This window comes from Bradyrhizobium sp. I71 (genome assembly GCF_022354745.1).
Classification (GTDB): domain Bacteria; phylum Pseudomonadota; class Alphaproteobacteria; order Rhizobiales; family Xanthobacteraceae; genus Bradyrhizobium; species Bradyrhizobium liaoningense.
In genome coordinates this window covers 5476773-5502736 of record NZ_CP059398.1, presented here as the reverse complement: position 1 = coordinate 5502736, position 25964 = coordinate 5476773, and the positions used below count along the sequence as shown (strand labels likewise).

Sequence of the window (25964 nt, the reverse complement as noted above, 5' to 3'; positions counted from 1 at the left end):
CCACGAACGATTTTTTGGGCCGCAGAGCCAGAGACGACCGATATGAACGACCGCAATATCCCGGTGACCGAAGACGAGCTGCACGCCTATGTCGACGGCGAGCTGCCGGCGGAACGTCGCGCCGACGTCGAAGCCTGGCTCGCCGCCCACCCTGACGATGCCGAGCGGGTCCAATCCTGGCGGAGCATGGCCGAGATGCTGCACGCCCGCTACGATTCCGTCGCGCAGGAGCCGGTGCCGGCACGGCTGGAGCTGGAGCGGCTCGAACGCCGCCCGCGGCAATGGCTCTATGGCGCCGCCGCGGCCGTGCTGGTTGCTTTCGTTGCCGGCGGCACGGCCGGCTGGGTGGCACATGGCGCCGCCAACGCGCCCTCCACGTTCCAGAGCCTTACGGCAGACGCGCTCGATGCCCACCGCCTCTACGTCGTCGAGGTCCGCCATCCCGTCGAAGTCGGCGGCAACGAGCGTGACCATCTCCAGGCCTGGCTGACCCGGCGCTGCGGCTGGACGGTGTTCGCTCCGAACCTGGAGGCGAGCGGGCTGAAGCTTGTCGGCGGCCGGCTTCTGCCCGGGCCGAGCGGTCCGGCGTCGTTCCTGATGTATGAGGGCGCCTCGGGTGAGCGGTACACGATTTACACCGCCAAGACCGAGAATGGTGCGACGCAGATGCGCTACGCCAGAACGGACAAGGACGGAGCGCTGTTCTGGGCCGAACGCGGCGTCGGCTATGTCGTCAGCGGCGGCGGCGATCGCGAGCGGCTGACCAAGGTGGCGCAGGCCGTGTACGATCAGGCAGAGAAGAACGGCACCTGACAGCAGCGCCATGGCCGAAGCCACGCTCTCGACGTGCTTCGCGACGCGGATGCCTCGATTCCGTCATTGAAAATTTGGAATCAAGACATCGGCGCGTCTCATTATCGCACCGGATGATCACGCGAAAATGAGCAGCGTTCGATCCGCCGATCGACGCGGGCGGCCTCGATTGGGGCTTTTGGTACCGCGCTGGTCCCCCTCTCGAGGCCGCACCTTATGCACGGCTGCCCCGCCGGACAGCCGACATGTCTTGAAGCCAGCGTCGAAGCGCGCTGCGCTTCAGACCCAAGTTGAGCATCATCCTTTCGGGAGAGAATGCTCCGATCGTCGAGGTGGCCTCGGATAGCGCCCTAGCCGAGCCCGCTACGCGGATTGTAGGGGTGGTGGTCCCGCCACTTCTCCATCAATGCTTCGAGCTCGGCGTCGTTCCCGTCCGGTAGCATAATCCTGATGGTCACGAAGAGATCCCCGGTTCCACCAGATTTCGGCAAGCCCTTGCCCTTGAGGCGGAAGGTCCGGCCGCTGGAGGTGTTCTTCGGGACCGAAAGCTCCACGGCATTGCCGAGGGTGGGCACGCGGACCTTGCCGCCGAGCACCGCCTCATACAACGTCACCGGCAGGTCGATCCTGAGGTCGGCGCCCTCGACCTTGAAGAACGGGTGCGGCGCGATGTTGATGGTGATCAGGAGATCGCCGGGCGGATGGCCTTGCGCGCTCTCGCCCTGCCCCCGGAGCCGAATCTGCTGGCCCTCGGTGACGCCGGCCGGAATCTTGACGTTGAGCTCCTTGCCCGTCGGCAGCCGGACGCGCTTCTCGCCACCCTTGGCCGACTCTTCCAGCGAGACGGACATGGCGACATTCACATCGAGATCGAGCCCAATGCCGCCGGTATCGAATTCGAACTGGGCGCCGCCACCGGCCCCAGGCCGGGCGCCGCGCACCCCGCCGCCGAACATGCTGTTGAGGATATCCTCGAACGCGCCGCCGCCCGGGCCGCCACCCGCACCGCCGCTACGGAACGTATAGCTTTCGAACCCGCCGGGACCCGCGCGGCCGCGCGGCCCCCCGCCGCCAGGAAAACCCTGGAAGCGCGGCTTGCCCTCGGCATCAATCTCGCCGCGGTCAAACTGCTTGCGCTTGTCCTCGTCGCCGAGGATCTCGTTGGCCGAGTTGATCTCGGCGAAGCGCTCGGCGGCCTTCGGATCACCCTTGTTGCTGTCCGGATGATGCTTCTTGGCCAGCTTGCGATAGGCGCTCTTGATCGCGGCAGCGCTGGCGCTCCGCGGCACCCCCAAGACCTCATAGGGGTCGCGCATTCGTCACGTCTCCTTCAAGAAATCGAATTGTTCAAAGGGCTCCCCGCCCCACCTGCGGATCATGTGGGAAGAGAGTGGCATTTTTGCAACTAGCAGCGTGGTGAACTTAGCTCCGCCACGGCTTTAGCGTATGAATCTCCCAACGGCCACGGCTCCTTTGGCAGCCGGCGCCCTGAAGCCAGCTTTCGGTGGTGCCGTTGACATAGCTCGCCAGGAAGTCGCGGCATCTGCGTCCGTCCTCGGCGGCATAGGACTGGGCGATCGGCGTCACCGAGCCGCGCGCCCCGGTCTCCGGATTCTCCCAGTGCTGGCTGGAATCCTTGTCGCCCTTGCTGAGGACGTCGGAGGCGGCATTGCGCGCGAAGGCGAGATCGGTCTCGGTGGGCGCCGCGTCTCTCGCCGGCCGCGCGATCGAGCCGGTGAGATCGCTGTCGTCAGTCTTGGCGTAGGCACTCGTGTCATTGCGGGAGAAGCTGCAGCCGCCGGTGCCGAGCCCGATCAGAATCATCGTCACGACGAGGCCGGAGGGCCGGATCGCCGATAGGCCAACGTGATCCCATGCCCTATATAGGGCGGTAGCGGACAAGGACGCATTTTGGGCCGCGGGACGCAACTCGGACTCCAGACATGACCGACACGACCTCGATGAAACACCAGACACCCTTAACATCCGGTGATTTCACCGCCGCCGACGAGCCATTTGCGCTGTTCGAGGCCTGGCTGAACGAGGCGACCAAGAGCGAGCCGAACGATCCGAATGCCATGGCGCTCGCAACCGTCGACCCTGACGGGCTGCCGGACGTCCGCATGGTGCTGATGAAGGGCTTCGATACCGAGGGTTTCGTCTTCTACAGCCACATCGCCAGCCAGAAGGGCCGCGAACTCGCCGCAAATCCTAAGGCAGCGTTACTGTTTCACTGGAAGTCGCTGCGCCGTCAGGTCCGCATCCGCGGCAACGTGACGCCGGTGACCGACGCCGAGGCCGACGCCTATTTCGCCACCCGCCCCAAGCAGGCCCAGATCGGCGCCTGGGCGAGCAAGCAGTCGCAAGAGCTTGAGAGCCGCTTCGCCTTCGAGCAGGCCATCGCCAAGGTTGCGGCCAGATATGTCATCGGCGAAGTGCCGCGGCCGCAGGGCTGGAGCGGCTGGCGTATCACGCCGCTGCGGATCGAATTCTGGCACGACCGCCCGTTCCGCCTGCACGACCGCATCGAATTTCGCCGTGACGCCGCCGGCCAGCCGTGGTCCAAGACGCGGATGTATCCTTGAGCCTTGATCTTAGCCTTGATCTTTAGCCTTGATTTTAGCCTTGGGCCGAACTGAAAGATGTCCATGCCGCATTCGTCCAATGCGCCGCGCCGCACGCTGCTCCTGACCGGAGCAAGCCGCGGCATCGGCCACGCCACCGTGATCCGCTTTTCCTCGGCGGGATGGCGCGTCATCACCTGCTCGCGGCATCCTTTCCCGGAGGACTGCCCGTGGGACGCGGGGCCCGAGGACCACATTCAAGTCGACCTCGGCGATCCCAAGGACACTGCGCGCGCGATCTCCGATATCCGCAACCGGCTGGAGGGCGGCACGCTGCATGCGCTGGTCAACAACGCCGCGATCTCGCCGAAGGGCCCGGGCGGCTCCCGGCTCGGCTCGGTCGACACCGACCTCGACACCTGGACGCATGTCTTCCATGTCAACTTCTTCGCGCCGATCATGATGGCACGCGGGCTGATCGAGGAATTGAAGGCGGCCAAGGGCTCGGTCGTGAACGTCACCTCGATCGCGGGCTCGCGCGTGCACCCCTTCGCGGGCGCCGCCTACGCCACCTCGAAGGCGGCGCTCGCCTCGCTGACGCGCGAGATGGCGTCCGATTTCGGCCGCATCGGCGTCCGCGTCAACGCGATCGCGCCGGGCGAGATCGATACCTCGATCCTGTCGCCGGGCACCGAGAAGATCGTCGAGCAGCAGATCCCGATGCACCGCCTCGGCACGCCCGACGAGGTCGCCAAGATCATCTACGTGCTGTGCACGGACACAAGCTCTTACGTCAACGGCGCCGAAATCCACATCAACGGCGGCCAGCACGTGTAGGCGTCACTGTCATTGCGAGCGCAGCGAAGCAATCCAGAATCTTTCCGTGGAAAGACTCTGGATTGCTTCGTCGCAAGAGCTCCTCGCAATGACGGAATTGGAACCAGCGTTCGGGAAGCAAGGCGATCCAGACAACGCCGCCGCAAGGCCTGGATCGCCCTTACCTTCCGTTCCTCAATCGAGTCGAATCCGACGCGACCTCTCGCGCGGCCGCGGAGCGGCCGTGCTGAATGCAGTCGAGCAGTCGTCGTCGTTCTCACCATCGAGCAGCGGAGCACCACAGTGCCGGCACATGCGTGCCGACATCGACGGCGCCTTGCCGCTCGCCAGGACCTGGCGATAGTTCGCCAGATCGATGACGTTGCGGGGCGTCGTTATGTGTTTCTCAACCATGGCTGTTCCTCGCGGCTACGCACTGCTTATCGCAGACAAGTTTCGCGCAAACGTTCAGTCCACCGCTCAAATTTTACCGGAGGAATTGCGGCACGGCGCGGACATCACGGCACCGCCTCAATCCCGATCTATTCTGCGACACGTTCTACTGTGTCTCCGCGAGCGGCGTAAGGTCTCGGTAGGTATCTTCGCTCGAGCACGACTCCTACAGCCACTTCTTCCATTTGAAGATCCAGTACGGGACGACCGCGGCGACCAGCATCATCACCAGCGCCATCGGATACCCGTGCACCCATTCGAGTTCCGGCATCACCTTGAAGTTCATGCCGTAGACCGAAGCGATCAGCGTCGGCGGCATCAGGACGACGGCCATCACCGAGAACAGCTTGATGATGTTGTTCTGCTCGAGATTGACGACGCCGAGCATGGCGTCGAGCACGAAGGTGATCTTGTTGGAGAGATAGGAGGCGTGGTCGGTCAACGAGGCGACGTCGCGCTGCATGGTCTTGAGCTGCTCGCGCATGTCCTTCGACCATTTCACGCCCTCGACCACCGCGGACAGGAACGTCACGACGCGACCGATCGACACCAGACTCTCGCGAACCTTCGAGGTCAAATCACCCTTGCGGCCGATCGAGATCAGGATCTGGGAGTACCTCTTTGCCTGCCCGTGGCGCGCGCTCTCGGGCTCGAAGATGTCGTGCGAGACCTGATCGATCTCGGCGCCGCAACGCTCCAGAATATCGGCGCAGCGGTCGATCACCGCATCCAGCAGCTCCATCAGCACCATCTCGCCCGTGACGGAAGGCGTGCAGGAGCGAGAGAGCTTGGCCTCGACCAGCGCGAACGGCTTCGGCTGGTCATATCGCACCGTCACCAGGCGGTGGTCGCCGAGGATGAAGGTCACCGCCGTGGTCCGGGGCATGTCGGTATCGGAATGGCACATCAGCGTCGCAGTCATGTAGCGCGCGCCGTTCTCCATATAGAGGCGGCTGGAGATCTCGATCTCCTGCATATCTTCCCGGGTCGGGATGGCGATGCCCGCGAGCCGCTCCACGGCTTTGTCCTCGGCCGCGCTCGGATTGACGAGGTCGATCCAGACGGCGTTCTCCGGCACGGCCGCAAGATCCTCGATGACCGCCTTCTTGAGGGCGGACTCGGAGGGAACAAACACCGAAAACATGAAAAGCTCCAGAGATCCTGCGACAGCCAGCCCTTAGCGCGATTCTGGCAGGTTCACGATGACAACTACATTAACGGAGCGTTTGGACTTGCGGCGACCCGAGGCTCAACTGTGGCACGGAATCGACAGTTTGCCGCATCTCGCCGAAAAAACCGCACAACACCGCAAAATTTGCGGCAGAAAAGCCACAGCTAGGATCTCGTAGCGCGGGAAAAGACCTTCAGAGCTGGAATTGTGGCGGATTTCAACGATAATGGGCTTAACGGAGTCGAGGAACTTGGGCGCCAAGCTCAAGCCTTCCGTGCGGTATTGTTTTGATTGGAACCAAACCATGTCGTCGCTGAAAGTTATGTTTGGGATTTTTGCCGCCGGCCTGATGCTGTCGGGCTGCATGCAGGCCACTCACTATGAGGCGACCGACACCAAGGCCTTCAAGCCGAAGGACAAGGAACTGCTCGCCAAGGTCAAATACGAGAACACCCCGGTCGCAGAGCCGTTCCGCCGCGCCATCGTCGAATACCACCGCAAGGAATCGCCGGGCTCGATCGTGGTCGATTCCGACAACCATTACCTCTATTACGTGCTGGATGGCGGCAAGGCGATCCGCTACGGCATCACCGTTGGCGAAGAAGCCATGGCCTGGTCGGGCATCGCCAAGGTGGGCAGCAAGACCGAGTGGCCGGCCTGGCACCCCACCCCCGGCGAAATTTCGCGTCTGGGCGTACCGACCTATGTCGCCCCCGGCCCGGACAATCCGATGGGCTCCCGCGCGCTGTACCTCTATTCGGGGGGCAAGGACACGCTGTTCCGCATCCACGGCACCAACCAGCCGGAATATATCGGCGCCTCGATCTCGTCAGGCTGCATCCGCCTGACCAACGAGGACGCGATCGATCTCTATGATCGCGTCAAGGTTGGCACCCTCGTCGTGGTGCTCGAGCCCAAGCACGGCGACTCGCCGTACAATTCGCGATTGGCGCTCGGCAACAGCCAAACCGGCCAAGCGGCCAGCTACTGATCGTCTCCGACCTTTGGAAAACAAAAGGCGCCGGTTTCACCGGCGCTTTTTTGTTGCCTGCCTGGACGATTGAGACTTCTTGGCGGGAAGCGATTTCTCTTCAGGTGAAGACGATTTCTCCGCCGGCTCGTCGTCAGCACCTTCCTTCGCCTCAGGCTTGGCCGCGACCTCGCGCGGCGGCGCCTCCTCGGGACGTTCCGCCGGCAGGAGCGGGGCGACCTGCGGCAGAGGATCCCAGACGTTCCACTGGCAGATGCGATAGTCGTTGCGGCGCTGCGCCAGATCGAGATGGATGTGGTCCTCATGGTACCAGTCCGAGCCAGGACCGAGCACGGTGGAAAAGCGCGCGCAGACCGAGTGCAGCACGCGCTCGCGAACGTCGCGCGACAGGGTGCGGTCCGTGAGGCCGATCGACTGCCCATTGACAAGCTTGATGGCGCGGATGTCGATGGCATTGGCCTTGCCGTGCTCGGACAGCAGCGCGCCAGCGACGCGGTTGCGACCGCGACACTCGAAGGAATCGAAATTGTCGAGGTCGCTGATGGGCGAGCCGAGGCTGGCGGCCAGCGGCACCATGTCCTTGCGCAGCCAATCGGCGATCGCGGACGCCATGGTGCAGCGAAGGATGGCCGCCGGCTTGACCGTCACCTTGCGCTTGTCCGGCAGCACGACGGCTTCCAGCCGCACCAGATCCTCACCGCCGCAGGCGCCGGGGCCGCGGATGTCCGGGATCGAGGGCGCGATCGCAATATCCTCTGTCAGCGCGAGGCGGCAGGCTGAGGCCTGTTTCTGGGGTGACGGCGCAGCCTCGGCAGGCTTGTCGGCGCTCGGCTGGTCTGGAGACGACTTTCCCCCTGCCTCCGGCGGGGCCTCGTCCGAGGCCTTGCTCGGTGCCTTGGGAGCCTCTTCGGGGCGCGGTCTTGGCAGCGGAATCTTGGCGGCATGAGCGGCAGCGCGCGGCCGTGGTGTACCAAGGCCGAAGATATCGAATGGCGCAGGATATTTCCGTGCCTCTGCGCTCTCGGCAGGCACGAGCAGCAGCCCGAGCGCGGCGGTAACCATTGCCGCGCCGACGGACATATAGCCGCGACAAGACCATTTGCGGCGAAAGTCCGGCACGCTAAAAGTCATGACAAGTCTTTGGCCCAATGCTGAGAGCGACAACGCGCCCAGCGACTTTTCGGAGGAACGTCGGAATGCTTGGTTTGATGCAAGATTGGCCCCTGCTCTGCCACCGGATCATCGAACACGCCGCCAGGATTCATGGCAAGCAGGAGGTGGTCACACGCTCGGTCGAGGGACCGATCCACCGCACCACCTACGCCGAGATCCACAAGCGCGCGCTCAAGGTCTCGCAGATGCTGGAGCGCGACGGTATCAAGCTCGGCGACCGGGTCGCAACGATCGCCTGGAACACCTGGCGCCATCTCGAGGTCTGGTACGGCATCATGGGGATCGGTGCCATCTGCCACACGGTCAATCCTCGCCTTTTCCCGGAGCAGATCGCCTGGATCATCAATCATGCGCAGGACCGCATCGTGATGACCGACATCACCTTCGTTCCGATCCTGGAGAAGATCGCCGACAAGCTGCCGAGCGTGGAGCGCTACGTCGTGCTCACCGACAAGGCGCATATGCCGGAGACCACGCTGAAGAACGTGGTCGCCTACGAGGACTGGATCGCCGAGGCCGACGGCAAATTCAAGTGGAAGGAGTTCGACGAGAACACGGCAGCCGCGATGTGTTACACCTCCGGCACGACCGGCGATCCCAAGGGTGTGCTGTATTCGCATCGCTCCAACGTGTTGCACGCGCTGATGGCCAACAATGTCGACGCGCTCGGCACCAGCGCGTCCGAGACAATGCTGCCGGTGGTTCCGCTGTTCCATGCCAACAGCTGGGGCATCGCCTTTTCCGCGCCCTCGCAGGGCACCAAGCTGGTCATGCCCGGCGCCAAGCTTGACGGCGCCTCGGTCTATGAGCTGCTCTCGACCGAGAAGGTGACGCACACCGCCGGCGTCCCGACGGTGTGGCTGATGCTGCTCCAGCACATGACCGCCAACAATCTCAAGCTGCCGGATCTGAAGATGGTGATCTGCGGCGGCTCGGCGATGCCGCGCTCGATGATCAAGGCCTTCCTCGACATGGGCTCCCACGTCCGTCACGCCTGGGGCATGACCGAGATGAGCCCGATCGGCAGCGTCGCGGCGCTGAAGCCGCCGTTCCAGAATGCCACCGGAGAGCCGCTGCTCGACGTGCTCCAGATGCAGGGTTATGCGCCCTTCGCCGTGCAGATGAAGATCACCGACGATGCCGGCAAGGAGCTGCCTTGGGACGGCAAGACGTTCGGCCGGCTCAAGGTCTCCGGTCCCGCGGTGGCCAAGGCCTATTACCGCGTCGACACCAACATCCTCGACGAGGAAGGCTTCTTCGACACCGGCGACGTCTCGACGATCGACGAGGACGGCTACATGCGGATCACCGACCGCTCCAAGGACGTGATCAAGTCCGGCGGCGAGTGGATCTCCTCGATCGACCTCGAAAACCTCGCAGTCGGCCATCCGGCCGTGGCGGAGGCCGCCGTGATCGGCGTATTCCATCCCAAATGGGATGAGCGGCCGCTCTTGATCGTACAGCTCAAGCAGGGCCAGCAGGCCACACGCGAGGACATCCTGAAGTTCATGGACGGCAAGATCGCCAAATGGTGGATGCCCGACGACGTCGCCTTCGTCGAAGGTATTCCACATACGGCCACCGGCAAGATCCTGAAGACGGCGCTGCGCGACCAGTTCAAGGATTATCGCTTCCCGAACGCGGCGGCTTAGCGCGCGAAGCCACGCTCCGTCATTCCGGGGTGGTCCGGAGGACCAGACCTCAGGTGCGCAATTGCGCACCGGGGAATCCAGAGATTCCGGGCTCGATGCCGTTGGCATCATCCCGGAATGACGGGCCAGTAACAGTCCGGTCTCCCTTGAATTTGCTCTCGGGCCGTGGTCTCAACGGCGTATCGTCGCGCCAGATCGGCCGGCGCCGCCCTCACATCCGGCAGAGCTCACCCGATGGCCCGCAGGTTTTCCGCTCCCTACCAGTCGGAGCCCGTGTCCAGCCTGGCGAGCTGGGCGCGCAATCTGGCCGTGTTCGCGGTGGTGGCGGTGGTGGTGTCGGTCATCGTCGTCCGCTTCGATTTCCTGGAGCCGAAGCCGGCGCTTGCGACTTTCTTCGGCGGGCTCGCGATATCAGGCCTCTCGATCTTGTTCGGGCTCGCGGGCTTTGCCGCGATCTGGCAGAACGGCTCGCGGGGCATGGCGCGCATCCTGCTCGCCTTCCTGATCGACGGGGCAATCCTCGCCTATCCCGCCTATCTCGGCCTGCAATATCGCAAGCTGCCGTCGATCTACGACATCACCACCGACCCGATCGATCCGCCGCGCTTCGACGCGATGGCGCGGCTGCGCACCGGCGAGGGCACCAACACCGCGGTCTATGCCGGCCTCTACTCGGCGGAGCAGCAGCGCCGCTTCTATCCCGAAATCGTGCCCGTCGAGCTCGAGATTTCCGTCGACCGCGCCTATGCGATCGCGCTCCAGCTCGTGCACAAGCGCAAATGGATCGTCATCGACGAGCGCGCGCCGCAGCCGCCGCGCCGCATCGGCCGCATCGAGGCGGTGGCGCGCACGCCGATCATGGGTTTTCGCGAGGACGTTTCGATAAGGGTCGTGCCGGATGGCGATGATTCCCGGGTCGACATGCGCTCCGCTTCGCGCAATTTCGACAGCGATCTCGGCAGCAACGCCGCGCGCATCAAGAAGTTCATCGACGATCTCAACACCGCCGCCGATGCCGACGCGCTCAAGCCGGTGAAGAAGACGCCGGTCGCGCCGCCCAAGGCGCCGGCGAAGACGGTGAAAAAATAGCGAATTGGCGAGTGGCGAATAGCGAATGGAGAAACACAATTCGCCACTCCCTATTCGCCATTCGCCCCTAGGCCAGCCGATACGTCCCGCCGATCACGGGATCGCCATCGGTCGCGACCACGCCGCGTGCGACCAGGTCTTCGAGGTGCGCCAGCACGGAGTAGCCGGCGGCCGTCGTCAGCCTCGGATCGATACCGATATAGATCGCGCGGACCATCGTCGGGATGTCGGTCTCGCCCTTGGCGAGGCGGTGCAGGATCGAGGCCTCACGCGCCTTGCGGTGACGGATCAGGAAGCGCACGAAGCGCTGACCCTCGGGGATCTCAGGGCCGTGGCCCGAGAAATAGAGATCCTCCTCGCGTGCCGCGAGCCGGTCCAGCGAATCCATGTAGTCGATCATCGAGCCGTCGGGCGGCGCCACAATGGAGGTCGACCAGCCCATCACATGATCGCCGACGAAGTTGAACTTTCGCTCGGGCCAGGCGAATGCCAGATGATTGGCCGTGTGGCCCGGCGTCGCCACGGCCTCGAGCCGCCAGCCGTCGCCTTCGACGACGTCGCCATGTGCGAGGTTGACGTCTGGCGCAAAATCGCGGTCGACGCCGGATTCCGGATTGTGCTTCTCGCTCTCGAAACGCGGGCGCGAGGCGCGATGGGGGCCTTCGGCATAGACCGGCGCACCTGTCGCCTGCTTGATGCGCGCGGTGTTCGGCGAATGGTCGCGATGGGTGTGGGTGACGAAGATATGGCTCACCGTCTCGCCGCGCACGGCATCGAGCAGCGCAACCGCATGCGCCTCATCGTCCGGACCGGGATCGATGATGGCAACATTGCCCTTGCCCACGATGTAACTGACCGTGCCGGTGAAGGTGAACGGGCTCGGATTGTTGCAGAGCACGCGCCGCACGCCGGGGCGGACCTCCTCGACGATGCCGGGCTTCAGCGGAAAGTTGCGGTTGAACGGGACGTCGTCATTGTCGGACATGGCTTGCTCATATCTTGCTGACTTCGTCATGCCCGGCCTTGTGCCGGGCATCCACGTTCGTCGCTTGGGCCAGAACGTGGATGGCCGGGACGAGCCCGGCCATGACGGAGTTTTTGGCGAGTTCTCTTGCCTACCACCCCTAGCCGCTTTGGCTCAGAAAAACGCCTGGATGCCCGTGATCGCACGGCCCAGGATCAGGGCGTGGACGTCGTGGGTGCCCTCATAGGTGTTGACCGTCTCGAGGTTATGGACGTGGCGCATCACGTGGTACTCGATCGAGATGCCGTTGCCGCCGTGCATGTCGCGGGCGGTGCGGGCGATATCGAGGGCCTTGCCGCAATTGTTGCGCTTGACGATCGAGATCATCTCGGGCGCGAACTTGCCCTCGTCCATCAGGCGGCCGACGCGCAAGGAGGCTTGCAGGCCCAGCGCGATCTCGGTCTCCATGTCGGCGAGCTTCTTCTGCACCAGCTGGGTCGCGGCGAGCGGCTTGCCGAACTGCTTGCGGTCGAGCGTGTACTGGCGGGCGCGATGCATGCAGTCCTCGGCGGCCCCCAACGCACCCCAGGAGATGCCGTAGCGAGCGCGGTTGAGGCAGCCGAACGGGCCCTTCAGGCCGGAGACGTTGGGCAGCAGGGCGTCTTCCGGAACCACGACGCCGTCCATCACGACTTCGCCGGTGATCGAGGCGCGCAGGGACAGCTTGCCCCCGATCTTCGGCGCCGACAGACCCTTCATGCCCTTCTCCAGCACGAAGCCGCGGATCTGGTTGTCGTGCGCGGCCGACTTGGCCCAGACCACGAACACGTCGGCGATCGGCGCGTTCGAGATCCACATCTTGCTGCCGGTGAGGCGATAGCCGTCCGAAACCTTCTCCGCGCGGGTCTTCATACCAGCGGGATCGGAGCCGGCGTCAGGCTCCGTCAGGCCGAAGCAGCCGACCCACTCGCCGCTGGCGAGCTTCGGCAGGTACTTCTTGCGCTGGTTCTCGTCGCCATAGGCGTAGATCGGGTACATCACCAGCGAGGACTGCACCGAGTTCATCGAGCGATAGCCGGAATCGACCCGCTCGATCTCGCGTGCGACGAGGCCATAGGCGACGTAGCTCGCATTCGCGCAACCATATTCCTCGGGTAGCGTGATGCCGATCAGGCCGAGCTCGCCCATCTCATTGAAGATCTCGCGGTCGGTCTTCTCTTCGAGATAGGCCTTGGCGACCCGCGGCAGCAGCTTGTCCTGGGCGTAGGCGCGGGCGGTGTCCCGCACCATGCGCTCGTCTTCGGTCAGCTGCTCGTCGAGCAGGAATGGATCGTCCCACTGGAAAGAAGCCGCAGCCGGCTTGTCCTTGGCCTGAGGGCGCACGCTCATGAAACGTCCTTTCGCGTCTGGTTCCGTCAATAATTGCCCGACAAACTAAAGCGCCGCGGCAACAAGTTCAATTGCATCCTGGTTTCGGTCATTCCGGCTCGCGCCACGGCCTGAACCTGGAAACGTTCTGGTCAGCTTTCGAGCTGCTCGTTGGCGACGATCTCGATGCCGAAGCCCGACAGACCCTTGTAGTCGTGCACCGAGGAGGTGAGATGCCGGATCGAGGTGACGCCGAGGTCGCGCAGGATCTGCGCGCCGACACCGACCTCGCGCCACTGGCGGTTGCGGTCGGCCTCCGTCGACGACTCGTCCGGCAGCGGCGCCACGGGGACGCCGGCCGCGCCATCGCGCAGGTAAACCAGCACGCCACGGCCCGATTTCTTGAAATGCTCGAGCACCGCCGCCATGCGCTTGTGACCGGTGAAGGTGTCCTTGACGATGTTCGGCTTGTGGAAACGCGTCAGCACGTTCTTGCCGTCGCCGACGCCGTTATAGACGAAGGCGACGTGAGCGATGGAATCGAACGGCGAGCGGTAGGCATAGCCCTGCAAGGGACCGATCGGGCTCTCGGTGACGAAGGTCGAGACCCGCTCGATCAGTTTTTCGCGCGCCTGGCGGTAAGCGATCATATCCGCGATGGTGACGTGCTTGAGCTTGTGCTGGGCGGCGAAGCGGGCGACCTGTTCGCCCTTCATCACGCTGCCGTCGTCGTTCATGAGCTCGCTGATGACGCCGACCGGCGGCAGGCCCGAGAGCTTGCAGAGGTCCACGGCAGCCTCGGTATGGCCGGAGCGCAGCAGCACGCCGCCATCCTTGGCGATCAGCGGGAAGATGTGGCCGGGCCGGGCGAAGTCGTTGGCGCCGACATTGGGATTGGCGAGCGCGCGGCAGCACGAGGCGCGCTCCTCGGCGGAGATGCCGGTGCCGCCATCGGGCTTGTAGTCGATCGAGACCGTGAACGCGGTGGTGTGCGCGGAATCGTTGTGGGCGACCATCGGATCGAGCCGCAGGCGGCGCGCATCCTCGGTCGTCACGGGCGCGCAGACGATGCCGGAGGTATGGCGGATGATGAAGGCCATCTTGTCGGCGGTGCAGAGCGAGGCTGCGACGATCAGATCGCCCTCGCCCTCGCGGTCCTCGTCGTCGGTGACGACCACGAGCTCACCCCGGGCAAAGGCCTGCAAGACTTCCTGGACGGTATCGGGCATTCCCAATCTCTATCGGTTATGGGCCGGAGGCTCAGCCGGACGCCTTAGCTGGACTTGGCCCTGGATGCTAGTGTCCTGGACGCAACCGCATATGCCCCGGGGCAGGCCCGTCCACGCGGTTTCAGGCTTGCACCGAAGATACCAGGGATATAGGCGCGCAGGGCCCGCAAGGAAGGCGGCCGGACGCCGTCAGGGCAGCACCTCGCGCCGCTCGCCGAGCCGCTGATCGAGTTCGGCCCGCTTGTCGGCGAGCAGGCCGGCCTGGGCGGCTTCGATCACGGTAAACAACTCATGGGCGTCGCTGAGCCTGGTCACGGTGACGTAGCTGGCGCCGGCCTCGTAGAGCGCCCCGACGTCGGCCAGGAGGTCGGCCGTGGCGACGATCAGCGCGGTCGGATTGAGCGCGCGCACGTGGCGGACCAGCTTCTCGTTGGTGGCGCCCTTCAGCAGCGAATCCGGCACGCTGAGGATGATCATCTCGGACTTGCCGATGCCGGCATGGAGCAGCGTATCGACATTGCTGATGTCGCCGTAGATCACGTGCAGGCCGCGCGAAAGCAGGGTCTGGTACACATTGGGGTTGAAGTCGACCACCGTGATCTGCTCCAGCAGCACCGGCGCCTGCCGCTCGATCTCGGCCAGCAGCGCGCTCGCGGCGCGGAAAAAGCCGAGGATGACGACGCGGCGGGCCTCGCCATGGCCGCCCTCGTGCCCGTCCTCGGCATGGCCGCTGCCGTGATCGAGGTCGCGCAGGCCGATCCGCTTCAGGGGACCGATCGCCCAGCGGGTGATCTCGTCGCTGCGGGTCATCACGAAGGTCGAGAGCACCGCCAGCACCACGAAGGCGAAGGAGGCGGCATTTGCCGTCTCCGCGGCGATATGGTGGTCGGCGATACCGGTCTGGATCACCACCAGCGAGAACTCGGAGATCTGCGCGAGGTTCAGCGCCGGCAACAGGCTGGCGCGCAAGCCCTGCTTCATCAGGTAGAGCGGGGTGAAGGTGGTGACGAGGCGGCTCACCACCGTGAACGCCGCGATCATCAAGGCAAGTCCGATCACCGAGAGGCCGGGCACGGGGATGGTCATCCCCAGCGCGACGAAGAACAGCGTGATGAAGAAGTCGCGCAGCGTGGTGACCTTGGCGGTCACGTCGAGGGCGTAAGGGAAGGTCGAGAGCGACACGCCGGCAATCAGCGCACCCATCTCGCGCGACAGCGAGAGCCGCTCGGCGGTCTCGGCAACGAGGAAGCACCAGGCCAGCGCGCCGAGCAGGATCAACTCGGGCCGCCGGGCGATCTGATGGAACAGGCGCGGCAGCACATAGCGGCTGACCAGAAGCGCGGCGGCAACCAGGACCGCGACGCGACCGATCGAGAGCAGGATGACGCTGACCTGCAGATTGGCCAGGCTCGGCTGCACTGCCAGGAAGAGAATCGCGAAGATGTCCTGGAGCACCAGGACGCCGAGGGTGATGCGGCCCGGCAGCGTGTCGAGCTCGCGTTTCTCATAGAGCACCTTGACGATGATGACGGTGCTGGACAGCGCGCAGGCGACGCAGAGATAGACCGCATCGAAATGCCCGCCGCCGAGCGACAGGCCAATGCCGACGAAGAACAGGCCCCCGAGCAGACAGCCGCCGAGCAGCTGACTGCCCGCCGCGAACAGGATCACCCGCCCTGCCCGCACGATCTTCTTCAGGTCGATTTCGAGCCCAATCATGAACAGCATGAAGATCAGGCCGAGCTCGGAGATGACGCTGATCGATTCCTGCGAATGGACCCAGCCGGCGCCGAATGGACCTATGCAGAAGCCGGCGATAAGGTAGGCCAGGATTAGCGGTTGCCGGGAGAAATGGGCGAGCAGGCCCAGCATCCAGGCAAACAGGATAGAGAGAGTGATGTCGCGAATGAGCTCGTGCATGCCAAATTGGTCCGTTTTGCCGCACCCTAGAGGCGGGTTGCGGTGCGGCAAGCGAGCAATTCGTCACATGCTGAGAGCGCTCGTCGCAGCCATGCTGCTAGGTCCCCTCGCCTTTGCCGATTCGCTCGCCGCGCAATCCAAGGTCAATATCGAACAAAACTTTGCCGATTCGCTCACCGCTCTACCGAAGGAGGACCTCGCCGTTTCCGGTGGGTTCTACGTGCCCGCCTATTCCAGCGTCGCGATGAGCCAGGGCAAGCTGCGCGTCGACTTCTCGGTGACCTTGAGCGTGCACAACGCCTCCGAGACCCAGCCGCTGGTCGTCAAACGCATCGCCTATTTCGACACCGCAGGCAAGCAGGTTGAGAGCTATCTGAACGCGCCGGTCGCGCTGAAGCCGCTCGCCACCGTCTCGATCTTCATTCCGACCGATGACGTGCGCGGCGGGACCGGGGCCAACTTCCTGGTCGACTGGGCCGCCACGGGCGAGATCGCCGAGCCGGTGGTCGAGGCCCTGATGGTTGGCGGCATCGCCAATGCGCATTACGCTTTCATCAGCCAAGGCCGCCCGACCAGGACGGCCGGCAAGAAGTAAGGCGGCCGGTGCAAAGCCGCCGCTCAACAAGAACAAAACGAGGAACGCCCCATGACGTCCAGCTTCGATTTCGCACCCCTGTTTCCGGCAGGGCTGCCGGCCCCCGCTGCGCGCTGGACGGGCCTTGCCAAATACAGCTTCGTCGGCGGCAACAATGATTCCGAACAGGTGCCGCTCGACGAGCTGATCGAAGCGACCAACGCGGTGCTGCGGCGCGAGGGCCGCTCGCTCGCCACCTACGGGCTGGCCCATGGCCCCCAGGGCTACCTGCCCTTGCGCGAATTCCTGGTGACGAAACTCAAGCGCGATGCCGGCATCACCTGCACGGTGGACGACCTGCTGATCGTCTCCGGCTCGCTCCAGGCGCTGGATCTCGTCAATGCCACGCTGCTGGCGCGCGGCGACACCGTGATCTTCGAGCAGGATAGCTATCAGGGCTCGCTGAACCGCCTGGCGCGGCTCGGTGTCAATGTCGTCGGCATTCCCCTCGACAAGGAGGGCATGCGCATGGACGCGCTGGCGACGACGCTGGCCGACCTGAAGAGCCGCGGCATCCGCCCGAAATACATCTACACAATTCCAACGGTGCAGAACCCCACCGGCAGCATCATGCCCGAGAGCCGGCGCGCCGAACTGGTGCGGCTCGCGGCCGAATACGGCGTCCCCATCTTCGAGGACGATTGCTATGCCGACCTCGTGTGGTCAGGGCAGCGGCCGCCGGCGATCTACGCGATGAGCCCGAACGGCGGCGTGATCCATATCGGCTCGTTCTCGAAGTCGATCGCGCCAGCGCTGCGCGTCGGCTTCATCGTCGCGCCCTGGGAGGTGATGTCGCGGATGCTGTCGCTGAAGACGGATGCCGGCTCCGGCGCGCTCGAGCAGATGGTGCTCGCCACCTATTGCAAGCCGCATTTTGCAACCCACGTGCCGGCCCTGACGAAGGCCTTGCGCACCAAGCTCGACACGCTGATGGAAGCGCTCAACGAGCAGTTCGGCACGGCGGCCGAGTTCGAGGAGCCCAAGGGCGGAATCTTCCTGTGGGTGAAGCTGCCCGACCAGGTCGATACGCTGAAGCTGTACCAAGCCGCGCTCGCCGCCGGCGTCTCGATCAATCCGGGGCCGGAATGGTCGACCAACAAGAGCCATTCCAGCTCGCGGCTGCGGCTGTGCTTTGCAAGCCCCACGCATCAGCAGATCCGCGAGGGCGTCGCCGTGCTGGCCGAGGTCTGCCGCAAGGAATTCGGCGTGCCGGCCCGCAGCGCCAATGTGGAGAAGCGGGCCTGAAGCTGCTGCCTCACGCCCCGACGTGGAATTCCACGTTGACCTGGCCGCTCCCGGAGGATGGAAAATAGTCGCAAAGCTGCTCGGCGGCGCCGCGGTAGTCATACCAGCCCAGCGCGGCGAACAGCATGATGGTGTCGGCCATGCCGCCTTCGCCGTTGCACTTGGTGGCGTAGTCCGGAAGCATGTCGAGGAATTCGCGATAGCGGCGGCTCTGCCACAGCTCGAGCACGCGCAGGTCGACCTGACGATTGAACTCGCTGGCGACCGACGTCCACGCCTCGGGGCCGAGCTTCTTGTTCGGCCAAAGCCGGTGCGAGAGCGACCCGCTGGCGAGGACGGCGACCCGTTCATCGGATTCATCGATTGCGCGGCGAGTGGCTTCACCGAGGATCCGGCTCTCCTCGAACGAGGTGAACAGGGGCGAGGCGACCGAGACCACCTTCGCAAAACCGTCCGGGTTCATGTAGTGCATCGGCACGATCGTGCCGTATTCGAGCCCGAGGCTGGCCACCTGGTGGGCGGTGACGTTGAGACCCGCATCTGCCGCCCTGCCCGCGATTGCCTCGGCGAGGCGCGTATCACCCGGCAGATCGTAGCGCAGATCCTGGATCATCTGCGGCGCCTCGTGGCTCGTGAACGAGCCGCGATGCTGCGCATTGGCATTGACGTGGTAGCCGAAATTGGAGAGCCAGTGGGTATCGAACACCACGAAGCAGGTGACGCCGCGCTCTCTCGCCCGCCGGCCGAGCTCGCGCAAGGAGCTGACCGCCGGCTCGCGCGCGGCACGCAGCGGGCTGCCGGGCTGCTCCGACAGCATCAGTGATGGAACATGGGTGACCTTGGCCGCGAGTACGAGCTGCCCCATGGCCGTCACCTCGAAGCGTCAGGCCGCCTGCGGCTGACTGCTGTGGATCGCGGAGGCGAGCCTCAGCAACAGGACGATCGAGACGTTGCCCTTGCCGGCCTCGATCTGGGCGATATAGCGCTCGGAGATTCCGGAGCGGCGGGCCAGCTCGCGGCGCGAGAGGTCGCAGCGCATGCGCGAGGACCGTAAGCGATCGCCCAGCTCGGTCAGAAACGCCGCTTCGGAATAAGGCGGTACGGCGCAGCTCCCCGGCAGCACTTCGCCCGCAAAATCCACGACTTGATTCAGCATTGGTCTATCCACGTTCGCCTTCGGGAATGCCATCCTACCCTCGAAATGCCCTGCCTCATTGACGCGGATCAAATTCGCGAGCGATCGCCGGCCGCCGTGGAACCGCCGCCGGCGCGATGCTACACTTTGGAAGTCTTCGAGGCGGGGTTTTTCAGGACATGATGCGACGTTTGGACCGCTGGATCGCGGCTGTAGTGCTGTGGGTTGCGTTCACCTCCATGGCCGGTGCCGAGACGCTGGCCGCGACCGTCGAGCAATGGGGCCTGCTCGGCTCGTGGGCGGTCGACTGCGCGGCCCGGCCGGACCGCGACAAGGGCGCGCTCCTGACCTACGAGATCAGGAAGGATGGCCGGGTGATGTACCGGCGCAATTTCGGCGAAGCCAAAGACGAGAACGAGGTGGTGTCGGCCACAGTCAATGCCGAGGGCCTGCTCGACGTGATGGTGTTCTTCCCCTCGCTGCATCAGACGCGCGAATTCGGGCTCCTGCTGCAGAAGGACGGAAGTCTGCGCGCGATCTACAATCGCAGCGAGCGCGGCGAGTACACGATCAAAGACGGCAAGTACGTCGCCACCGGCGCACCAACGCCCGCGCAGCAACGCTGCGATTAGCCGTCATTCCCAGGCATGATCTGATCGGAAACCGCCGCACACTTTGCCCTGACGCGGCTCTTTGAGTCCGGATCATGCTCACCTGAACATCCATTCAGAATTCTCTCCCCGTTCCTCCGGAACGTTCGCGTGGATACACGGTTTAGATGTGCATTCATTTGGAGAAGGACATCATGAAGAAGCTTGGTTATGTGGTTGCAGCTCTCGGTGCGCTCGTGATCGCGGCGCCGACGCTGGCAAGCGCAGAGACGGTGGTGATCAAGCGCGGTCATCATCATCACGGTCCGCACGGCGCCCGCGCCGAATATCGTATGCATCACCATGACCGCGGCTGGCATCGCCACCATCGCGGAGACCGAGTGGTCGTGATCAAGCGCAGCCACCGCCACCATCACTGGGACTAATGCGCAACGCAAATGAAAATGGCCCCTCACGGGGCCATTTCTGTTGCCCAAGCACGCGAGCTAATCCCACGCCGGCGCGAAGCCGGGATTGACGCAGCGCCTGTCCTTCGACAGCGCGGCGATTTTCTTGCGGTCGGAATCGTCGAGCGTGATCTTCAGCGCGTCGAGATTGGCCTGTTGGCTCTCGCGGCGCGAGGCCTTCGGGATTGCGGCGACGCCGTTCTGGTCGAGCAGCCATTTCAACGCGACCTGCGCGGCGGTCGCGTCGTGCCTGGCGCCGATCTCGGCCAGCACCGGATCCGAGGCGATGCGCCCCTGCGCCAGCGGACAATAAGCGACGAGCGGAATCGACTTGGCCTGGAGATAGGCCAGCACCTTCGATTGATCGAGCATGGCGTGATATTCGACCTGGTTGCAGGCGATCGGCGCCTTGATGTCCTCGACCGCGACCTTGAGCAGCGCCGTGGTGAAATTGGCAACGCCGATGGCCCGCGTGCGCCCCTCCTCCTTGAGCTTCATCAGCGTCTCGAACACCGCGCCCCAGTTCGCAGCCTTCGACGGCCAATGCACGAGATAGAGATCGACATGGTCGAGCCTGAGCTTCTTCAGGCTGGCATCGAACGCACGCCGGATCGCGTCAGGGGCGAGGTTCTCGTGCCAGACTTTCGTGGTGACGTGCAGTTCGCCGCGCGGCACGCGGGACGACGCGATGGCCGAGCCGATCGGCTCCTCATTGGCATACATCTCGGCAGTATCGATGTGGCGATAGCCGATCGACAGCGCGCTCTCGACTGCGGCGCGGCAGGCATCGCCCTGCATGCGGAAGGTACCGAGGCCGAGCTTGGGCAAGCTGATGCCCTGCGTTCTCAGATGGTCCATGAAGCAGCTCCTGACGCATTTCAGCCCGCAGGATAGCCGCGGGAGCAGACTTTTCGGTGATGAAGAGTGGGTGGCGGGATAGCCACCATAGCGCGGGAGGCGTGGCGCGGCCAGTCAAGATCGGGTTAGCGGCCTACGAATGCTCTGCGATCAATGCCGGACGCGCTTGCGGCTGCGGATCGATCTCAACCGACCAGAGGTCGCGATTTTCCACATCCTTCAAGGTCACCGTCATCACACCGCTACGGCCATCGATGTCGACCCTGCCGAAGAACTGCAGTCCGAAACATGGCGCGAGGTTCTCGCCCTGCGCTGCACTGCAGCCCTGCTGATACATCGCGACCGGGCCAAAGGTGTCGTCGAGCTCGCCAGGCCCCCAGCTGCCGGCATGCAACGGACCGGAGACGAACTCCCAGAACGGCTCGAAATCCTGGAACTGCGCTTTGTTCGGGTCGTAGTAGTGCGCAGCGGTGTAGTGCATGTCGGCGGTGAGCCAGACGATGTTGCGGATGCCGGCGCGCTTGATGGAAGAGAGCAGATCGGCGATCTCGTGCTCGCGCCGGTCGGGCGGCCCGTTGCCGAGCGCGACGGCGTCCAGGCTGATCAGGCCGATCGGCAAGTCGGCCGCGATGACCTTCCAGGTTGCGCGCGAGGCGGCGAGCTCCCGCTTGAGCCAGGCGAGCTGCTCGGTTCCGAGGATCCAGCCGCGATGGTCGTCGCCCTTGTTCCAGGTCTCGTCGCGAAAACTGCGCATGTCGATCATGAAGACGTCGAGCAGCGGGCCGTAGCCGATCTTGCGATAGACCCGGCCCTGCCGCGCGCCGATGTCGCGGATCGGCATGAAGTCGAAGAAGGCGCGGCGGGCGCGCGCAACCAGCCGCGGCGTGCCGTCGTCCTCGCATCCGGCCTCGTCATAGCTGCCGGTCGGCGACCAGTCGTTGGTGACCTCATGATCGTCCCATTGCGCGAACATCGGCACCTCGGCGTGGAAGGCACGGAAGTGTTCGTCGAGGTGGTTGTATTTGTAATTGCCGCGGAACTGCGCCAGGGTATGCGCGACGTCGGACTTTTCCTCGGTCACGACATTGCGCCAGGTCTCGCCGTTCGGCAGTTTCAACTCGGAAGGAATCGGGCAGTCGGCATAGATGTGGTCGCCGGAGTGGATGAAGAAATCTGGCCGGTTGTCGAGCATGGTCCGATAGCTGCGATAGCCGCCGCGCGAGACGTCGATGCCCCAGCCCTGCCCCGCGGTATCGCCGGACCACAGGAACGATATCGACTGGCCCGCAATCGGCGCCGTGCGGAAATGGCCGAGCCGGCTTTCGCCGGCGACACCAGTGGCAATGTCGTCGAAGCACACGCGGTAGAAGATATCCTGGCCCGGTGGCAGATCGGTCAGCAGCAGTTTTGAGGTGAGATCGGCGTCCGGCAATGCATCACTGGAAGCCGACGCAATGATCGTTTTGAAGCTCTCGACGGTCGAGCACTCCACCTGCATCCGCGCAGGCCGGTCGGCGCGCGCCCAGATCACGGCCGAGCCCTCCGAGACGTCGCCGGACTGGATCCCGCCCGCGATCTGCGGGCGGTCGGCGGCACGACTGATGGAGGGCTTCGCAAGCGAGGCGACCGCGAGGCTGGAGGCGGAGCGGACCAGGAACTGCCGCCGGGTCCATGCGCGCGGAGCGCGGAGCGTTGCCATTCAGGAAACCTTCGTCGAATCACGACGGAAGGTGCCTGCGCTCCTTAACTTCCAGCTTACGGTTTCTTGACTCCGCGCCTACGGTTTTGCGACGCGGCGATGACGGCTTTGGCCTCGACTAACGCTTCCAGTTGCAGATACCGCCGGAGCGGCATGGCCAGGTCTGGATGCGGGTATCCATTGCCTGCGCGTCGAGCGGATTGCCGTGGCGGCGCGCAAGCTTCGCACGGGCCGCGCCGCGCGCCTGTGCGCTCCTGGTATGAGCGGCCTTTGGCTCGGCAACACGAACGCGCTCGGCAGCAACCTTCTTCGGCACGTCGACAGGCTCAACTCGAGCCTGCGCCTCGTTGCCGCCGCGCGCTTCGAGTGCCACCGGCGCGAAGCGCGTCTCCGGCCCGAGACGCTTCGGCGACAGGACGGCCTTGGAGAGATTGAGGCCGAGATATTCGCCGGGCTTGTAGTCGTCAGCGCGCGCAATGCCGCCCCCTGCGATCACAAGGGCAAAGGCAATTGCGAAGGGAACGTTTTTCAGGACCACGGACGCCTCCTGAAATTGATTCATTAAAGGGGTAATTTACCCCTATTTAGGAGGCGTCGCGCGCAATTCCAGCGGTCCAATGCCGCCGTGGTTAAGAAGTTTGACGGTGTCAGGCGACCTTTCGCGCCGCTCCCGTCCCGTCCAGGAACCCGATCAGACGGCTGCGGATGATGGTCTCCGCCTCTGCCATGATGCGATCGATCAGCTCCTTGCAGGACGGGATGTCGTGGATCAGGCCGGCGACCATGCCGCAGCTCCAGGCGCCGGCGTCCATCTGGCCGTCCAGCATGATCCTGGGATAGACGCCCGCGACCTGATCATGGATGTCGTCGATCGTGAGCTTGTCGCCCTTCTCGCGCTCGATCTCGAGCAGGCGGTCGACATTGGCGTTCTTCAGCACGCGCTCGGTGTTGCGCAAGCTCCGCATGATCAGGCGGGTGTCGAGCTCGGTCGCCGCGACGAGCGCATTCTTCACGTTCTGATGCACCGGAGCTTCCTTGGTGGCGATGAAACGTGTGCCCATGTTCATGCCCGCCGCGCCCAGCGCGAGCGCCGCGACCAGGCTGCGTCCATCGGCCATGCCGCCGGAGGCGACGAACGGAATCTTCAGCTCTTCCGCCGCGCGCGGCAGCAGGATCATGTTGGGAATGTCGTCCTCGCCGGGATGTCCGCCACACTCGAAGCCGTCGACGCTGACGGCATCGCAGCCGATGCGTTCGGCTTTCAGGGAGTGGCGGACCGAGGTGCATTTGTGGATGACCTTGATGCCGGCCGCCTTCAGGGCCGGCATGTAGGCTTCCGGGCTGCGGCCTGCGGTCTCCACCGCCTTGATGCCACCTTCGACGATGGCCGCAATGTACTCGGGATAGGGCGGCGCCGAGAAGGTCGGCAGGAAGGTGAGGTTCACGCCGAACGGCTTGTCGGTCAAGTCGCGGCAGCGCGCGATCTCCTTCGCGAGCAATTCCGGCGTCTTCTGCGTGAGACCGGTGATGATGCCGAGCCCGCCGGCATTGGAGACGGCGGCGGCCAGTTCGGCAAAGCCGACGAAATGCATGCCGCCCTGAATGATGGGGTGCTCGATGCCGAACAGTTCGGTGATCGCGGTCTTCACTTAAGTACCTCCCGGAATTTGCTTGATGTTGAGATCAGTCTAGCCGGACTTTTGCACCGCGGTCACCATTTCTCTCCGAACGGGCGGATATCCATCTCGAAGGTCCAGGCGCTCTTCGGCTGCTGGTAGAGCTGCCAATAGGCGTTCGCGACCGACGACGGCGGCATCAACAGATCGGGATTGTCGAGCGCATTCGGCCCGAGTGCTTCGAGCCTGCGCTGCCGCACCCATTCGGTGTCGACCCCGGAATCGATGATGAGATGGGCGACGTGGATGTTCTCCGGCCCGAGCTCGCGCGCCATCGCCTGCGCCACCGCGCGCAGGCCGAACTTGGCGCTGGCGAAGGCGGCATAGCCGCTGCCGCCGCGCAAGGAGGCGGTGGCGCCAGTGAAGAAGATGTTGCCGCCGCCGCGCGGCAGCATGAGCCGCGCCGCCTCGCGCCCCGCAAGGAAGCCGGAATAGCAGGCCATCTCCCACACTTTCCGGAACACGCGCTCGGTGGTGTCGAGGATCGGAAAGTTGACGTTGGCGCCGACATTGAAGATGCAGACTTCCAGCGGCGCGTGCTTGTCGGCGTCATCGAGGAAGGCGATGACTTCATCCTCCTTCCGCGCATCGAGCGAGCGCGCGTGGATGTCACCGCCGGCGGCTTCGATATCTTGCACCAATGGCGCGAGCTTGTCGCCATTGCGGCGGCCGGCGAAGATCGAGAACCCCTCGGCGGCAAACTTCCTGGCGATTTCGGAGCCGATGAAATCGCCGGCCCCGATGACGGCCGCTGTGGCGTTTCGCTTGGGCAAGGTCACCTCCTCCGGTGAGCCGCTATGGGCATGCGGCGGGCAGTGTACCGAATATTATAGTTCTGAAATAGAACTATCACACTCAAGGGAATATTGGTAGTATTGTTTCGATAATGCATTGACTCTTCATGTCAGTTCCTTTTTTAGACTGACTGTCGCCGGAGACCGCACCATGAAGTGGGACACGCTGGACGAAGAGCCCTGTTCGCTATCCCGCGCCTTCTCACCCCACCGCCTGGTCCCGCCCCGGCCCCGCATGCACATGCACCTGCTTGGCGTGCAGCGGCTCGCCGCATTCCGAGCACACCATCACGGGATCGAACAGCTTGACGGGATCGAACAGCTTGCCGCAGATATTGTGCTCGAGCAGCAGCGGCCGGCCGCGCTCGTCGCCCCGCCCTGCAACAGCAGCGCTGTCATTCGTGATCGCGCGGCTCAAAGGAGCAGCCCGGCACCCATGGACGCCGCGCTTGCTCACTAGGTTGCCATGGGGCACACGCACCTTCAGTGCGTCTTCGCCTCGTGCCACTTCTCGAGATCGGGTTTGACCTTGTCCGATCCCTGCTCCTTCTCGGGGTTACCCTTCCAGGGCTTGTCCGTCTGTCGATGCGAACCCCAGTCGTTCTGCTGCCGGGGATCGTCGTTGGGCCGTTCCTTGCTCATCGATCTCACTTTCCTGAAACG

The 25964-nt window shown here is 64.3% G+C and carries 28 protein-coding genes; 10 read left to right on the top strand and 18 right to left on the bottom strand.

The window, feature by feature from the left end:
• Nucleotides 1–42: 42 nt before the first annotated feature.
• Nucleotides 43–813 carry an anti-sigma factor gene (locus FJV43_RS26520; protein WP_239621987.1) on the top strand — a complete coding sequence of 257 codons (771 nt, stop codon included), beginning with the start codon at nt 43–45 and terminating at the stop codon, nt 811–813.
• Between the two features lie 350 nt (nt 814–1163).
• Here FJV43_RS26520 and FJV43_RS26515 read toward each other — a convergent pair whose 3' ends face one another.
• Together FJV43_RS26515 and FJV43_RS26510 are read right to left on the bottom strand one after the other, a co-directional pair.
• Complete coding sequence (locus tag FJV43_RS26515) at nt 1164–2129, bottom strand: J domain-containing protein (RefSeq protein WP_239621986.1); 966 nt, start codon at nt 2127–2129, stop codon at nt 1164–1166.
• A 106-nt stretch (nt 2130–2235) separates the two neighbouring features.
• Nucleotides 2236–2637 carry an RT0821/Lpp0805 family surface protein gene (locus tag FJV43_RS26510; RefSeq protein ID WP_345946205.1) on the bottom strand — a complete coding sequence of 134 codons (402 nt, stop codon included), beginning with the start codon at nt 2635–2637 and terminating at the stop codon, nt 2236–2238.
• Nucleotides 2638–2756: 119 nt separating this feature from the next.
• On the opposite strand from FJV43_RS26510, the gene pdxH reads away from it, so the two are divergent.
• Nucleotides 2757–3398 (top strand): pyridoxamine 5'-phosphate oxidase, encoded by a 642-nt coding sequence (gene pdxH / locus FJV43_RS26505; RefSeq protein WP_239621984.1) that lies wholly within the window; start codon nt 2757–2759, stop codon nt 3396–3398.
• 63 nt (nt 3399–3461) lie between these two features.
• The gene (locus tag FJV43_RS26500; RefSeq protein WP_239629609.1) at nt 3462–4214 is read left to right on the top strand and encodes an SDR family oxidoreductase; all 753 of its coding nucleotides are present in this window, start codon (nt 3462–3464) and stop codon (nt 4212–4214) included.
• Between the two features lie 174 nt (nt 4215–4388).
• Here the strand turns inward: FJV43_RS26500 and FJV43_RS26495 are convergent, their stop codons facing one another.
• The gene (locus FJV43_RS26495) at nt 4389–4607 is read right to left on the bottom strand and encodes a hypothetical protein (protein WP_239621983.1); all 219 of its coding nucleotides are present in this window, start codon (nt 4605–4607) and stop codon (nt 4389–4391) included.
• Nucleotides 4608–4812: 205 nt separating this feature from the next.
• Nucleotides 4813–5790, bottom strand: coding sequence for a magnesium transporter CorA family protein (locus FJV43_RS26490; protein ID WP_239621982.1), 978 nt, complete (start codon nt 5788–5790; stop codon nt 4813–4815).
• 331 nt (nt 5791–6121) lie between these two features.
• Here FJV43_RS26490 and FJV43_RS26485 point away from each other — a divergent pair, with 331 nt between their 5' ends.
• Entirely contained in the window at nt 6122–6808 is a 687-nt protein-coding gene (locus tag FJV43_RS26485; RefSeq protein WP_239621981.1) for a L,D-transpeptidase, read from the top strand.
• 36 nt (nt 6809–6844) lie between these two features.
• Here the strand turns inward: FJV43_RS26485 and FJV43_RS26480 are convergent, their stop codons facing one another.
• Complete coding sequence (locus FJV43_RS26480) at nt 6845–7939, bottom strand: extensin family protein (protein WP_239621980.1); 1095 nt, start codon at nt 7937–7939, stop codon at nt 6845–6847.
• Between the two features lie 65 nt (nt 7940–8004).
• Between FJV43_RS26480 and FJV43_RS26475 the strand changes: the two genes are divergently transcribed.
• Entirely contained in the window at nt 8005–9633 is a 1629-nt protein-coding gene (locus FJV43_RS26475) for a fatty-acid--CoA ligase (protein WP_239621979.1), read from the top strand.
• Nucleotides 9634–9867: 234 nt separating this feature from the next.
• Complete coding sequence (locus FJV43_RS26470) at nt 9868–10722, top strand: DUF1499 domain-containing protein (RefSeq protein WP_239621978.1); 855 nt, start codon at nt 9868–9870, stop codon at nt 10720–10722.
• A 67-nt stretch (nt 10723–10789) separates the two neighbouring features.
• Here the strand turns inward: FJV43_RS26470 and FJV43_RS26465 are convergent, their stop codons facing one another.
• The 4 genes from FJV43_RS26465 to FJV43_RS26450 form a co-directional block, all read right to left on the bottom strand.
• On the bottom strand, nt 10790–11707 hold the full coding sequence (locus FJV43_RS26465) for an MBL fold metallo-hydrolase (protein ID WP_239621977.1): 918 nt from the start codon (nt 11705–11707) through the stop codon (nt 10790–10792).
• A 153-nt stretch (nt 11708–11860) separates the two neighbouring features.
• Nucleotides 11861–13075 carry an acyl-CoA dehydrogenase gene (locus FJV43_RS26460; RefSeq protein ID WP_239621976.1) on the bottom strand — a complete coding sequence of 405 codons (1215 nt, stop codon included), beginning with the start codon at nt 13073–13075 and terminating at the stop codon, nt 11861–11863.
• 131 nt (nt 13076–13206) lie between these two features.
• Nucleotides 13207–14283, bottom strand: a complete 1077-nt coding sequence (ribB, locus tag FJV43_RS26455) for a 3,4-dihydroxy-2-butanone-4-phosphate synthase (RefSeq protein WP_239621975.1) — start codon at nt 14281–14283, stop codon at nt 13207–13209.
• A 189-nt stretch (nt 14284–14472) separates the two neighbouring features.
• Entirely contained in the window at nt 14473–16203 is a 1731-nt protein-coding gene (locus FJV43_RS26450) for a cation:proton antiporter (protein ID WP_239621974.1), read from the bottom strand.
• A 91-nt stretch (nt 16204–16294) separates the two neighbouring features.
• On the opposite strand from FJV43_RS26450, the gene FJV43_RS26445 reads away from it, so the two are divergent.
• A complete protein-coding gene (locus tag FJV43_RS26445) occupies nt 16295–16798 on the top strand; it encodes a DUF3124 domain-containing protein (protein ID WP_239629608.1) in 504 nt (167 codons plus the stop codon).
• Nucleotides 16799–16849: 51 nt separating this feature from the next.
• Entirely contained in the window at nt 16850–18082 is a 1233-nt protein-coding gene (locus FJV43_RS26440; protein ID WP_239621973.1) for a PLP-dependent aminotransferase family protein, read from the top strand.
• 10 nt (nt 18083–18092) lie between these two features.
• Here the strand turns inward: FJV43_RS26440 and hpaD are convergent, their stop codons facing one another.
• Complete coding sequence (gene hpaD / locus FJV43_RS26435) at nt 18093–18947, bottom strand: 3,4-dihydroxyphenylacetate 2,3-dioxygenase (RefSeq protein ID WP_239621972.1); 855 nt, start codon at nt 18945–18947, stop codon at nt 18093–18095.
• An 18-nt stretch (nt 18948–18965) separates the two neighbouring features.
• Nucleotides 18966–19238 (bottom strand): helix-turn-helix domain-containing protein, encoded by a 273-nt coding sequence (locus FJV43_RS26430; RefSeq protein ID WP_239621971.1) that lies wholly within the window; start codon nt 19236–19238, stop codon nt 18966–18968.
• Nucleotides 19239–19396: 158 nt separating this feature from the next.
• Between FJV43_RS26430 and FJV43_RS26425 the strand changes: the two genes are divergently transcribed.
• The gene (locus tag FJV43_RS26425) at nt 19397–19849 is read left to right on the top strand and encodes a hypothetical protein (protein WP_239621970.1); all 453 of its coding nucleotides are present in this window, start codon (nt 19397–19399) and stop codon (nt 19847–19849) included.
• Between the two features lie 173 nt (nt 19850–20022).
• Nucleotides 20023–20253 (top strand): hypothetical protein, encoded by a 231-nt coding sequence (locus FJV43_RS26420; RefSeq protein WP_061878705.1) that lies wholly within the window; start codon nt 20023–20025, stop codon nt 20251–20253.
• Nucleotides 20254–20313: 60 nt separating this feature from the next.
• On the opposite strand, the gene FJV43_RS26415 is transcribed toward FJV43_RS26420, so the two are convergent.
• The 7 genes from FJV43_RS26415 to FJV43_RS26385 form a co-directional block, all read right to left on the bottom strand.
• Complete coding sequence (locus FJV43_RS26415; RefSeq protein WP_239621969.1) at nt 20314–21132, bottom strand: aldo/keto reductase; 819 nt, start codon at nt 21130–21132, stop codon at nt 20314–20316.
• Nucleotides 21133–21265: 133 nt separating this feature from the next.
• Entirely contained in the window at nt 21266–22831 is a 1566-nt protein-coding gene (locus FJV43_RS26410; protein WP_239621968.1) for an alkaline phosphatase D family protein, read from the bottom strand.
• 118 nt (nt 22832–22949) lie between these two features.
• The gene (locus tag FJV43_RS26405) at nt 22950–23369 is read right to left on the bottom strand and encodes a hypothetical protein (RefSeq protein WP_239621967.1); all 420 of its coding nucleotides are present in this window, start codon (nt 23367–23369) and stop codon (nt 22950–22952) included.
• Nucleotides 23370–23478: 109 nt separating this feature from the next.
• Nucleotides 23479–24480 (bottom strand): nitronate monooxygenase family protein, encoded by a 1002-nt coding sequence (locus FJV43_RS26400; RefSeq protein WP_239621966.1) that lies wholly within the window; start codon nt 24478–24480, stop codon nt 23479–23481.
• 62 nt (nt 24481–24542) lie between these two features.
• Complete coding sequence (locus FJV43_RS26395; protein ID WP_239621965.1) at nt 24543–25280, bottom strand: SDR family oxidoreductase; 738 nt, start codon at nt 25278–25280, stop codon at nt 24543–24545.
• Between the two features lie 223 nt (nt 25281–25503).
• Entirely contained in the window at nt 25504–25719 is a 216-nt protein-coding gene (locus tag FJV43_RS26390) for a hypothetical protein (protein ID WP_239629842.1), read from the bottom strand.
• A gap of 65 nt (nt 25720–25784) precedes the next feature.
• Nucleotides 25785–25943 (bottom strand): hypothetical protein, encoded by a 159-nt coding sequence (locus FJV43_RS26385; protein ID WP_239621964.1) that lies wholly within the window; start codon nt 25941–25943, stop codon nt 25785–25787.
• Nucleotides 25944–25964: the final 21 nt, after the last annotated feature.